The sequence below is a fragment of the Rhodococcus sp. 06-156-4 genome (assembly GCF_002259345.1).
GTDB classification, from domain to species: Bacteria; Actinomycetota; Actinomycetes; order Mycobacteriales; family Mycobacteriaceae; genus Rhodococcoides; species Rhodococcoides fascians_E.
On record NZ_NPGB01000003.1, the window covers coordinates 291,711 to 303,411 of the forward strand.

Consider the following 11,701-nt stretch of genomic DNA (forward strand, 5'->3'; position numbering starts at 1 on the left):
CCGTTCATCCCCCGGACAAATGTGCTGGACAAAATGGAGTCTCGACCCAAGGGGGAACCGTGCGCAACACGACATCGAACAGCGTCGACGACGCAATCCTGGCATTCGGCCGATCCTGGTACGGATACGGCGGAGGCAGCGACGAGGACATCTACGTCCACTTCGGCCTGCCCGCGCGGTCCTACTTCACCCGTCTCAGCGCCCTGCTCGACGGACCGGCAGGCAAGACCCTCGACGACGAGACCCGCGAGAGCATGCGGGCCGTCTGCGCGCGGCGGCTTCGTTAAGCGACCGGATCCAGCAGTTCGGGGCTGTTGTTGCGCACACTGTTGACGGCGGTCCCCACCTCGTAGGGAAGCAGGCGAGGCTCGGGAACGGTGGCCAGCATCTCCTGCACCGATTCCAGTTTCGTGATGGACGGGCTGAGCCAGTCGTCGCGAAGGCCGTCCGGGATGACCACCGGCGAACGGTCGTGGATGTGCCCTAGCGCATCGGCTGCAGGCGCCGTCAGCACGGTGACGGACCAGACCCAGCGATCCTCGTCGTCGTCGGACTTCGTGGGATCACGCCACAGCTCGTACAGCCCCGCCATGGCCAGGACACCTTCTGCGTGCAGGAAGTACGGAACCTTCGCCCCGTCGCGCTTCTCCCACTCGTAGTAACCGTCGGCGGGGACGATGCACCGACGCTTCGACGCAGCCTTCTTGAACGACGGCTTCTCGGTGATGGTCTCCGATCGCGCGTTGATCATCCGGCTGCCGATCTTGGCGTCCTTGGACCACGACGGAATCAGGCCCCACCTCACCGACCGGAGCTGACGCACGGCGTCGGACTCCGGCTCGTCCTTGGGGGTGCGTTCCAGCACCGTACGAACGGTCTGCGTCGGCGCGATGTTGTAGGACGGGGGAAGCTCGTCCCCCACCGATTCTGCGATGTCGAACACCGCGCGGAGATCACTGTCGCTCTGGGTGCTGGCATAGCGTCCACACATGCCGTCGATTGTCGCACCGATTACCGACAAGTAATCCGCTCGCGGTGAGAGAACTTCACCTGGCACGATAAGGGCGTGAGCAATCCGCAGACGATCCACCAGACGCGCCATCGCACACTGCAACAGTCCACGAAGCTGCAGAACGTGCTGTACGAGATCCGTGGGCCGGTACACGCCCACGCGGCGCGGCTGGAAGCGGAGGGGCACCGCATCCTCAAGCTGAACATCGGCAACCCCGCGCCGTTCGGTTTCGAGGCGCCCGACGTGATCGTTCGCGACATGATCGCCGCTCTCCCCTACGCCCAGGGTTACTCGGAATCGAAGGGCATCCTGTCCGCTCGCCGTGCCATCGTCACCCGGTACGAGCTCGAGCCGGGCTTCCCCGAGGTCGACGTCGACGACATCTATCTGGGCAACGGCGTCTCCGAGCTCATCACCATGACGATGCAGGCTTTGCTCGACGACGGCGACGAGGTGCTGATTCCGGCGCCGGACTACCCACTGTGGACGGCGATGACCACGCTGTCGGGCGGCAAGGCCGTGCACTATCTGTGCGACGAGGAGAACGGGTGGAACCCCGACCTCGCGGACATCGAATCGAAGATCACCCCGAAGACCGTCGCACTGCTGGTGATCAACCCCAACAACCCGACGGGCGCGGTCTACTCGCGAGAAGTTCTGCAGGGCATCGTCGACCTCGCCCGTAAGTACCAGCTGCTGCTGCTGGCCGACGAGATCTACGACCGGATCCTGTACGACGATGCCGAGCACATCTCGTTGGCGAGCCTCGCTCCCGACCTGCTCTGCCTGACCTACAACGGCTTGTCGAAGGCGTATCGCGTCGCGGGCTACCGCTCCGGTTGGCTCGCGATCACCGGGCCGAAGGAACACGCAGCCGGCTTCATCGAGGGCATCGACCTGCTGGCGTCGACTCGCCTGTGCCCGAATGTGCCTGCACAGCACGCGATTCAGGTGGCACTGGGTGGCCATCAGAGCATCGAGGATCTGATCCTGCCCGGTGGCCGCCTCCTCGAGCAGCGCGATGTCGCGTGGGAGAAACTCAACGCCATCGACGGCGTCTCGTGTGTGAAGCCCCGCGGCGCACTGTATGCGTTCCCGCGTCTCGACCCCGAGGTGCACGAGATCCACGACGACGAGAAGCTCGTACAGGATCTGTTGCTGCAGGAGAAGATCCTCGTCGTCCAGGGCACCGGCTTCAACTGGCCGGGGCACGACCACCTCCGCATCGTGACGCTGCCGTGGGCTCGCGACTTGTCCGTTGCCATCGAGAGGTTCGGAAACTTCCTGGCGTCGTACAAGCAGTAGGTCGGTTGTTTCGCTTTTCCCTTCGAACCGCCGCGTCAACTGACGGGAAAGTAGGGAAAGTGATTGAAAAGTGACACAAAAAACATCCCCGCTGCCCTACACACGGACCCAAGTTTCTGTAGATTGGCGGTCGGCACCTTGTGTGCCCGAGCACTGGTCGTACCCCACCCCCCCGGGGCGATCAGGAAGGTGGCGGGGAGCAGGGGGGGCGTTCCCCGCCACCGAGCTCCCAAACCTCCCGACCCCCGCGTCGCGCTGGGTCCGACGCGTCGTCACCCACTAGCCTTGCACCGTGGATTCACACGGGCATGGACACGGTCACGGTCACAGCAACGAGCCGGCTCCACTCGGACCCGTCGCCGCCCGGATCGTGATCGGCCTACTACTGGCCATCGGTCTCGCTGTCGTTGCCGGAGCCGTGCTGCTCTGGCCGAGCAAACAGAGCGTCGAGATCCCGCTTCCGTTCCAGACCTCGGGCGGCGGGGCCGTGAACACCGAAGCCGGGACGGTCGTGTCCCAGGACATCGGCGCCTGTGGCAGCGGTTCCGCCGGACGCGTCTTCACCGGTAATCCGACGCCACCGATCGGCGCCGGATACGAATGCCAGCGCAGCATCGTGACGATCGATTCCGGGCCGAACGCGGGGACACGAACTCTCATCGAGATCGTGCCCGGTCCAGGCCAACCCGACATCCGTACCGGTGAGAGCGTGCGACTGGTCCGGCAGACCGATCCGAACGGAACGACGCAGTATTCGTTCAACGATTTCGCTCGCGGATTGCCGCTGTCGATCATCGTCGCCGTCTTCGCGGTCGTCATCTGCGTCGTGGCCAGGTGGCGCGGCTTCCGTGCGTTGATCGGTTTGATCATCGCCTTCGCCGTTCTCGTCGGCTTCATGTTGCCTGCGTTGCTCGACGGCGCCCCGGCGATACCCGTTGCGTTGGTGGCGGGGTCGATCATCCTGTACGCGGTGCTGTATCTGGCGCACGGAGTGAACCTACGCACGAGCTCCGCCTTGCTCGGGACATTGACCTCGATGGCGCTCGCTGCGGTGTTGTCCTACGTCGCGATCCGAATGACTCATCTGACGGGTCTGTCGGAAGAACAGAACACCGACGTCCAGGCCTACATCCAGCAGGTGAGCATCACCGGGCTGCTGCTCGCCGGCTTCATCATCGGATCGCTCGGTGTGCTGAACGACGTCACCATCACGCAGGCCTCGGCGGCGTTCGAGATCGCGTCCGCCGACGCCACCGCCACCCGACGGCAGATCTTCTCGTCGGCGATGCGCGTCGGCCGCGACCACATCGCGAGCACGGTGTACACCCTCGTGCTCGCGTACGCGGGTGGAGCGCTGCCGTTGCTGTTGTTGTTCAGCGTGGCGGGCAGGTCCATCCAGGACGTGCTGACGGGTGACGCCGTGGCGATCGAGATCGTGCGATCGTCGGTCGGAGGCGTAGCCCTTGCTCTGTCCGTTCCGTTGACGACGGGCATCGCCGCACTGCTCGCTCGACCGGGCGGAGTTGCCGGACCGAAGCGGGCGGCACCGAAGAAGTCCGGTCGCCATTCACGCTGAGTGTCAGACGAACGCCGCGGCGACGGTCTCGGACAGCAGTTCGCCTGCGTGCGTGCTCAGCCCGGCCTTCAATCCGGAGTCCTGGGCGACTGCGGCTTCCCATCCCCTGTCCGCCAGTGAGATCACGTACGGCAGAGTCGCGTTCGTCAACGCGTAGGTGGAGGTGCGCGGCACGGCGCCCGGCATGTTCGCGACGCAGTAGAACACCGATTCGTGAACGCGGTACGTCGGATCGGCATGCGTCGTGGGACGCGAGTCCGCGAAGCAGCCGCCCTGATCGATTGCGATGTCGACGAGAACCGAGCCCGGCTTCATGCGCTGAACCAGACTGTTGGAGACGAGCTTCGGAGCCTTCGCGCCGGGAACCAGCACTGCGCCGATCACCATGTCCGCATCGAGAACTGCGTGTTCGAGCTCGAGCGCGTTGGACACCACCGTCTTGACGGCGCCCTTGTACTGGTCGTCGATTGCCCTGAGCGCCTTGACGTTCAGGTCCAGCACAGTGACGTCGGCGTGCATGCCGTGAGCGATGGCCACCGCGTTACGGCCGGACACACCGGCTCCGATCACGACAACGTTGGCGGGGCGCACTCCGGGGACACCGCCCATCAGAACTCCGCGCCCACCTCCGCTGGCCATCATGTGGTAGGCCCCGGCCTGCGGCGCGAGTCGACCGGCGACCTCGCTCATCGGCGCGAGCAAGGGCAGCGTGCCGTCCGGAGCGGTGACCGTCTCGTAGGCGATCGACGTGGTTCCCGACGCCAGCAGTGCATCCGTGCACTCTTTCGATGCCGCGAGGTGAAGGTACGTGAACAGCACCTGGCCCGAGCGCAGTCGGTGATACTCCTCGGCAATCGGCTCCTTGACCTTCAGGAGTAGATCCGCAGCTTCCCAGACCGCATCCGCGGAGGTGAAGATCTGAGCGCCCGCCGCTTTGAAGTCGGTGTCGCTGAACGACGATCCGGTACCTGCTTCGGTTTCGATGATGACTTCGTGTCCGCGCGAGACCAATTCGTGAACACCGGCCGGGGTGATGGCAACCCGGTACTCGTGGTTCTTGATCTCGCGTGGAATTCCGATTTTCATGACGTGCTCCTAAGCCGAATCGATTGAGCTGTTACGCCAACTCTGAATTATCAGCGGTCAAGCCACAACTGATGTGAACATAATTCTGTACAGTCGCATCATGTCTTCGGAAAATTCATCGGGACGCCCCTCGAAGGGTCGCCCGTCGAACGATGTTCGGCACGTTCGGCTCGACGACATCGACCACATCCTGATCGACGAACTTCGCCGCGACGCGCGTATCCCCAACAACGCTCTGGCTGCGGCCGCAGGAATCGCCCCGTCGACAGCACTCAGCCGAGTCAGGTCACTCGTCGAACGCGGGGTCATCCGCGGGTTTCACGCCGAGATCGACCCCGAGGCACTGGGGCAGGGCATCCAGGCGATGATCTCGGTGCGCCTCCAGGCCGATGCGCGCAAGCGAATCAGCGAGTTCGGAAGCCAGATCGCGGCGTTGGAAGAGGTGCTCAACATCTACTTCATCGCAGGCGCCGACGACTTCCTCGTTCAGATCGCCACCGTGGACACCGCTGCGCTACGCGACTTCGTCGTCGACAATCTCAGCGCACACCCGGCCGTCGCCGCGACGGAGACGATTCTGATCTTCGAGCACGTCAGACCGCGAAACAGCCCGTCCCGTTGAGCTAGGGCGCAGGCGGGAACAGCGGCGGAATCGTCGGCAAGGTGAAGTCCGGCAAACCTGGAATCAGCGGCGGCGGCGCGGGCGCAGGTTCGGGAACCTCCTGCGTCGGTGCAGGCGGTGGCGCTTGCTGAGTTTCCGTCACCTGAGTTTCCACGCTCTGCGGCTGCGGAGCGACGGTGGCCTCGGTCGGCGCGGGCGCTTCCGTGGTGGTCGTGACCGGCGGCGGTGGGGCGACCGGCGCGACGGGCGTGCTCGGAACCGTCGAGGGTGGTGTAGTCGCAGCAACACTGGGCGCAGGCGCCGGGGTCACTGCAGTGTCGACCACTGCCGGCTCGCTGCTCGGCCGGGTCAGCAGAAACCCGGATACCGCGATCACCGCTGCCGCGGCGACCCCGACGACGGACCAGGAGCGGACTCGGCGACGAGTCCGCTCGGACTCGTCCTCACCGTCGTCGTCCTCGTAAGCGGCATCGAGCCAGTAGACGTTCTTCAACGCGAAATGGGACACCGGCTTCTCGGACCCCGGCGACTCGGACCCCGGACGCGACGACTCGTCCGGTTCCGATCCCGTAGGCGATGCCGGTTCGGCAGGAGCTACCGGGGGCGGCGTGAACGGCGGAGGCGTGGACAGCGGAGGCGTGGACAGCGGAGGCGTGGACAGCGGAGGCGTCGCACGACTGGGAGCCGCGGCAGCGGACAGAGCCGATGCGCTCACCAGAGGCGGCAGGTCGGCGGGAAGGTCGTCACGTGAGATCGAGATCGTCGGTGTCGCATCGGTCGGGCGCGGCGCGACGGGTGCCGCGAACGCTGCAGGACGCGCGGGCACCGGGCGACCGTTCGGGGCGCCGGAGGGTGCCGGGGCCGCTCCCTGCGCCACTGCACTCTGAGCCACTGCACTCTGAGCCACTGCACCCCGAGCCACCGCAGCCTGACCCTCCGCAGGCCTGGCCGAGAGCGCCGCGCCGCGGGCGGCGACCGATTCCGGCTCGTTGGGGGTCAACGCCGGAAGGTCGAGCGACGGCCCTACCCTCTTCCGGACGAGCGGGATGCGCGAGCCGCCGCCGACGAGAACCACGGCGTCGATGGGTACGTGCGCGGCGATGAGCACGTCGCGTGCGAACTCGATGGACCGGTCGACCTCGTCGGTGATCAAGGTCTCGTAACTGTCCCGGGAGAGCAGGATCATTCCGCTCTCGTCCGGAAGGCACACGGCGTCGTTGCCGGACAGTCGTTCCTTGGCGACGCGGCAGCGTCGGGTGAACAGATCGATGTCCGGTGCGTCGAGGGGCTTGTGGAGCCGCTGCAGTTGATTGTCGCGCAGGATCTCGTCGAAGCGGTCGCCGCTGAACTCGGTGGTGCGACGGGTCGTGATGACACGGCGAGCGTCGAGATCGACGACGCTGACGTTCAATCCCGAGCTTCCGAGGTCGTAGAGCGCGACGGTGGAGTACCCGGCCGCCTCACCGCTGGCGACCAGATACTCGACGACGGCTTCCACCTCGTGCACCAGGCGGTAGTTGTGCAGGTGCTGGTTGTCGAGAGCCCGCACCAGCGTGTCGGCCTGGTGCTCGTCGCGGTAGGCGACGCCGGTGGACATCGACGGCTCGGACTCGGCTGCGACAGCGCTGATGGACTCGGCGGCGAGGTATTCGACGTCGTCGTCGACGGTGTCGATCACCTGGTTACGGAAGAAGAGTTGCTGCGGAGCTTCGAGAACGCGGGGCGGCAGGAGAGCTGTGCCGTTCCGTGGCAGGGCCATACGGACGGCATGGGCGCCCATGGACACCCCCAACAACACGGTCATCGACTGCCTCGTTTCGAAATGCACGGTCGGACGAGAAGGGATCGTCCTCGAAGCGCCACGCTACCGGGTGCATGGAGCCGATGCGGCTCTGGCCCGAGGAGCCGAGCGGTCAGTTTCCGACGTCGAGTCCGGTACCGGAGCCGAAACCGACTTCGGCATACTGCTCCTGCCCCGACTCCGGGTCGACGGTTTCGTTCTGGTCGACGATCCCCGTGTCGCCCGGGAGAGCGCCGAGCAGTTCGGGATCGGGCACCACGGGTTCGGGCAACTCAGGATCGGGAGCAACCACGGTCGGAATTCCTTCGGCGACGGAGACCTGGCTCGTCGGGCTGTCGACGGGATCGATTCCGATTCCCGGCGGCGGGGGCGTGTCTCCACGAACGAAGACGACTGCCCACACCAGCACCACGACCGCCGCGACGGCCGCCATCCCGGCCGCGTCTCGAACGGACCACCGCAGACGCCGACGGGGTTTCGGGGCGGCGGCCTGCGTCGAGGATTCGTCGGTGTCGGCCGTCGTGCCGTGTCCAGGGCGAGAGGCGTCTTCTCGCTCGCGGACAGGCGCTGCCGGGCCGGGCGCGACGATACGAAGAGGCGTCGTGGCTGCTTCCGTGTCGTCGAGTGTCCGGACTTCCAGTACATCCGTGCCGTCGTCGTTCCGGTCGGCGTCGTTCCGGTCGTCGTCGTTCCGGTCGTCGTCGTTCCGGTCACTGTCGGATTCCTCGAACAGCCCGGGGTACTGCTCTTCGAGAACGTCGTCGAGACCCACTTCCGGCGCGATCGGGAGAGCTTCGAGCGCAGCTCCCTCGACGAACACCGATGCGGGCGACGCCGGGACGACGAGCGGGCAATCCCACTCTTGCTCGACGAGGGCTCCGACCAGAGGAATCTGCGCCTGGCCGCCGACGAGCAGGATCGCGTCGGGATCTTCGGGCGACGCCCACGCGAGAGTCTGGAGAAGCGAGGACGTGATTGCTTCCTCGAACTCCTCGCGGGTGAGGAGCATGGGGCCGTTCCCGGGCGCGCGCACACCGGCCGACGCGGTGATCAGTTCCTTGAGCTCACGGAAGAACGCGCGGTATTCCTGTTCGGCGTCCGCTCCGTGGGCAGGCGGCAGGATGCCCTTGGCCATGACGAGACGTTCGACGACGTCGTCGAGTACCTCGCCGGAGAACGCGGCACGTCGCGAAGTCCGAGTGACTCGACCTGCGGCGACGTCGAGCGTGAACGCCGAGGTGCCGTACCGACCCAGATCGAGAACCAGGAGCGCACGTGCGTTCGCGAGCTGATCGACGGACCGTGCGTAGGCGAGCAGGGCTGCGGACTCGTCGACCATCCGGATCGTCGAGGTGTTCCCCGCGTCGATGGAGGCCAACAGCGTTTCGACTGCATCCGAGTCACGACCGGTGAGAACGACGTCGTCGAATGGTCCGCAGTCGGCCAGTTTGCCGTTCAGGAGCCACTTGGCTCCCTCGGCATCTATCGAGTCCTCGATGCGTTGTCCGTCTCGGAAATAAGAGATGCGGACGGCATCGGACTCCACGGCCACGCCGCAGACTCCACCCATCGGTACGTGTTTCCTTCGAATTTCTGTGGTCCCGACCCCATGACCACTGTACTTTGCGCACGCGGTCGCAGCCGTCGATCGAACTCCGGCAGATGCGACATACACCACAGCACGGGCGGGTTCCCGGCTGGTGGCACGGAACCGACAAAAGGTTCTTGGAGCAAACTACCCCGACTCGGTAACGCTTCAAAACAATCTAAGATATTGTTTGGGTGGGTCTGGGGAGACTTCTGGGTTGGAACAGCAGTGCAACTTCCTACCCACGGTCGTGAGTCGAGGCCGTCCGGTCTCGGACATCAAACGAGATTCGGTGGAGGTACTCGGGTGGAAACGCTCAATTCTGGTGACGTTGCTCGTGTTCGGGACGTTCTGGACAAGTTCGGAAAGATGCCCGTGTCCGCGGCGGATATCGACACCGACGCAGATTTGTACGACAACGGCCTGACCTCCCATGCGAGCGTCAACGTGATGATCGCGCTCGAGGACGAGTTCGACGTGGAGTTCCCGGACACCATGCTGCAGAAGTCCACGTTCGGCAGCATCGATGCCATCGCTACCGCGCTCGCGCAGCTGACGGACTGATCGCCGATGTCCACCGTCTACCAAACCGACGCCCCGACGCTGTCCGACGTCCTTGCGGTGTTGCGTGAGCACGCGGACTCGGTCGACCGCGACGCACGCTTCCCGACGGAATCCGTCGAGGCCATGCGCGGAGCTGGGCTGCTCGCTGCGGGCATTCCCACGGAGTTCGGCGGCGGTGGGAAGTCCCTGACCGACCTCGCGCACATCGCCCGTTCCCTGGGAGCGGAGTGCGCGTCCTCGGCGATGATCTTCGTGATGCACCAGTCGCAGGTGCTGTCCATCGTTCGCCACGGCAAGTCCGACGCCATGATCGCGCTGTTGCAGCGTCTCGCTGCCGAGCAACCCTTGGTCGCATCGGCCACCACCGAGATCAACATCGGTGGTGACGTCCGAACCAGTGGCTGCGCGGTGGAGTACAACGGGGAGCACATCACACTCTCCAAGACAGCCCCGGTCATCTCCTACGGCGAGTACGCGCAGTTCGTTCTCGCCACCGCACGCCGTTCTCTGGACAGCCCTCCGAGCGATCAGGTGCTGGTCGTCTGCGAGAAGCCGGACGTGGTCCTCACCAGGACGGGCGAGTGGAACACGTTGGGATTCCGTGGAACGTGCAGCCCAGGATTCCAGCTGGAGGCGTCGACGACGTCGTCGAACATTCTGGGTGACAACTACGGAGACATCTCGGCGCAGACGATGCTTCCCGCGGCCCACGTTCTGTGGGGTGCGGCATGGCTCGGCATTGCGGATGCGGCAGTTACCAAGGCACGCAAGTCGGTTCGCAAAGCGGCCAGTCGTACGCCCGGTGTGACACCGCCCGCGGCACTGCGCCTCGCCGAGCTCTACGTGGTGCACGAGCAGTTGGTGGACACGGTGTTCGGAGCCGCGGGGAAGTTCGAAGCGATCTCCGATTCACCCGCAGAACTGGGAGCGATCGGGTTCGCCGTCAGGATCAACAACGTCAAGGTCACTGCGTCGACTCTCGTCATCGACATCGTCGGGAAAGCGATGCAGATCTGCGGCATCTCCGGTTACCGGCAGGACGGCGAGCTCAGCATCGGTCGCCACCTTCGCGATGCGCACGGCTCGGCCATCATGGTCAGCAACGAGCGCATCCTCGGCCACAATTCGCAGCTCGCACTCGTGTACAAGGGGAAATAGATGACAGTCACCCACGAAGCAACCGAACTGGACACCGCGCGCGCACAATTCCGCAACGAACTCGTCGAGGCCGGCCTGCTGGTCCCCAGCTCCGTCGAAGGCCTGTACGGCCGATCCGGCGAGTTCGAGGACATCATCGAGACCATCGACGAGCGAGTGAAGGCTGCGGGTGCATCCGAGCACGGTTACGCCGCACCGAGATTCCGTTTCCCTCCGGTCTTCCCACGGGAGGCCTTCGAGCGCACCGACTACATCGCATCGTTCCCCAATCTCACCGGCGCGATCAACACGTTCGACGGCGACAACAAGGCGCACGCCGCACTCCTCGCCGACCGTTCGGAAGGCAAGGACTGGGATCACCACCTGGAGTCCGCCGGCACCATGCTGGTGTCGGCCGCATGCCATCCCTCGTACTCGATGATGACCGGAACGTTGCCGGAGGACGGTCGTCTGCTCGACATCTACGGCTACTGCTTCCGCCACGAACCTGCTGTCGATCCCGCACGGATGCAGGCCTTCCGGATGCACGAATACGTTCGTGTCGGTACGCCCGACGACGCCATCGCGCACCGCGAGCGTTGGGTCGCCCGGGGACTGGAGGTCCTCGCGGATCTCGGGTTGGAGGCAGAAGCAGTCATCGCCAACGATCCGTTCTTCGGACGCGCCGGCCGAATGCTGGCCGCGAACCAGAGAAACGAGAACCTCAAGACCGAACTCGTCGTGAAGCTCTACGGAGACCTCGACGAAGGCACCGCGGTCGTCTCGTGCAACTGCCACCGTGACCACTTCGGGCACACCTTCGGGATTCACACCGTCGACGGCGAGCCCGCTCACAGTGCGTGTGTCGGATTCGGCATGGAGCGTATCGCGTTGGCGATGTTGCGCACCCATGGTCTCGACCGCAGCAAGTGGCCCGCCGCCCTGTCCTGACCCTCACGGCAGGCATCTCTCAGCACGTCTCCCCCCTCGACCCGTCTCTCGACCTGATT

The 11,701-nt window shown here is 65.1% G+C and carries 11 protein-coding genes; 7 read left to right on the forward strand and 4 right to left on the reverse strand.

Annotated elements, in window-relative coordinates:
* The first annotated feature begins 59 nt into the window (after window positions 1-59).
* Window positions 60-287, forward strand: coding sequence for a DUF3263 domain-containing protein (locus tag CH290_RS01545; RefSeq protein WP_033189134.1), 228 nt, complete (start codon window positions 60-62; stop codon window positions 285-287).
* Here CH290_RS01545 and CH290_RS01550 read toward each other — a convergent pair.
* Complete coding sequence (locus CH290_RS01550; protein ID WP_019663840.1) at window positions 284-991, reverse strand: SOS response-associated peptidase; 708 nt, start codon at window positions 989-991, stop codon at window positions 284-286. The genes CH290_RS01545 and CH290_RS01550 overlap by 4 nt on opposite strands.
* A gap of 75 nt (window positions 992-1,066) precedes the next feature.
* On the opposite strand from CH290_RS01550, the gene CH290_RS01555 reads away from it, so the two are divergent.
* Both CH290_RS01555 and CH290_RS01560 read left to right on the forward strand, forming a co-directional pair.
* Window positions 1,067-2,317 carry a pyridoxal phosphate-dependent aminotransferase gene (locus CH290_RS01555; RefSeq protein ID WP_019663841.1) on the forward strand — a complete coding sequence of 417 codons (1,251 nt, stop codon included), beginning with the start codon at window positions 1,067-1,069 and terminating at the stop codon, window positions 2,315-2,317.
* A 292-nt stretch (window positions 2,318-2,609) separates the two neighbouring features.
* Window positions 2,610-3,893: a YibE/F family protein gene (locus tag CH290_RS01560; protein ID WP_033189133.1), complete on the forward strand. Its 1,284-nt coding sequence runs from the start codon at window positions 2,610-2,612 to the stop codon at window positions 3,891-3,893.
* A 3-nt stretch (window positions 3,894-3,896) separates the two neighbouring features.
* Here CH290_RS01560 and ald read toward each other — a convergent pair whose 3' ends face one another.
* Window positions 3,897-4,979: an alanine dehydrogenase gene (gene ald / locus CH290_RS01565; protein ID WP_033189132.1), complete on the reverse strand. Its 1,083-nt coding sequence runs from the start codon at window positions 4,977-4,979 to the stop codon at window positions 3,897-3,899.
* Window positions 4,980-5,079: 100 nt separating this feature from the next.
* Here ald and CH290_RS01570 point away from each other — a divergent pair, with 100 nt between their 5' ends.
* Window positions 5,080-5,601 (forward strand): Lrp/AsnC family transcriptional regulator, encoded by a 522-nt coding sequence (locus tag CH290_RS01570; RefSeq protein WP_027498627.1) that lies wholly within the window; start codon window positions 5,080-5,082, stop codon window positions 5,599-5,601.
* A gap of 1 nt (window position 5,602) precedes the next feature.
* Here CH290_RS01570 and CH290_RS01575 read toward each other — a convergent pair whose 3' ends face one another.
* Window positions 5,603-7,405 (reverse strand): DUF7159 family protein, encoded by a 1,803-nt coding sequence (locus CH290_RS01575; RefSeq protein WP_033189131.1) that lies wholly within the window; start codon window positions 7,403-7,405, stop codon window positions 5,603-5,605.
* Between the two features lie 109 nt (window positions 7,406-7,514).
* A complete protein-coding gene (locus CH290_RS01580) occupies window positions 7,515-8,972 on the reverse strand; it encodes an Hsp70 family protein (protein ID WP_033189130.1) in 1,458 nt (485 codons plus the stop codon).
* A 324-nt stretch (window positions 8,973-9,296) separates the two neighbouring features.
* On the opposite strand from CH290_RS01580, the gene CH290_RS30615 reads away from it, so the two are divergent.
* Genes CH290_RS30615 through CH290_RS01595 form a run of 3 tightly spaced genes read left to right on the forward strand, consistent with a single transcriptional unit; the run spans window position 9,297 to window position 11,642 of the window.
* The gene (locus CH290_RS30615) at window positions 9,297-9,554 is read left to right on the forward strand and encodes an acyl carrier protein (protein WP_020110747.1); all 258 of its coding nucleotides are present in this window, start codon (window positions 9,297-9,299) and stop codon (window positions 9,552-9,554) included.
* 6 nt (window positions 9,555-9,560) lie between these two features.
* Window positions 9,561-10,712, forward strand: a complete 1,152-nt coding sequence (locus CH290_RS01590) for an acyl-CoA dehydrogenase family protein (protein ID WP_033189129.1) — start codon at window positions 9,561-9,563, stop codon at window positions 10,710-10,712.
* Window positions 10,713-11,642 (forward strand): amino acid--[acyl-carrier-protein] ligase, encoded by a 930-nt coding sequence (locus CH290_RS01595; RefSeq protein ID WP_033189128.1) that lies wholly within the window; start codon window positions 10,713-10,715, stop codon window positions 11,640-11,642. It begins immediately after the preceding gene.
* Window positions 11,643-11,701: the final 59 nt, after the last annotated feature.

Bases quoted from the DNA above. Each gene is read 5' to 3' on its own strand.
- CH290_RS01595 (WP_033189128.1), top strand. From the start codon at position 10,713: ATGACAGTCACCCACGAAGCAACCGAACTGGACACCGCGCGCGCACAA.
- CH290_RS01580 (WP_033189130.1), bottom strand. From the start codon at position 8,972: ATGGGTGGAGTCTGCGGCGTGGCCGTGGAGTCCGATGCCGTCCGCATC.
- ald (WP_033189132.1), bottom strand. From the start codon at position 4,979: ATGAAAATCGGAATTCCACGCGAGATCAAGAACCACGAGTACCGGGTT.
- CH290_RS01570 (WP_027498627.1), top strand. From the start codon at position 5,080: ATGTCTTCGGAAAATTCATCGGGACGCCCCTCGAAGGGTCGCCCGTCG.
- CH290_RS01550 (WP_019663840.1), bottom strand. From the start codon at position 991: ATGTGTGGACGCTATGCCAGCACCCAGAGCGACAGTGATCTCCGCGCG.
- CH290_RS01575 (WP_033189131.1), bottom strand. From the start codon at position 7,405: ATGACCGTGTTGTTGGGGGTGTCCATGGGCGCCCATGCCGTCCGTATG.
- CH290_RS01590 (WP_033189129.1), top strand. From the start codon at position 9,561: ATGTCCACCGTCTACCAAACCGACGCCCCGACGCTGTCCGACGTCCTT.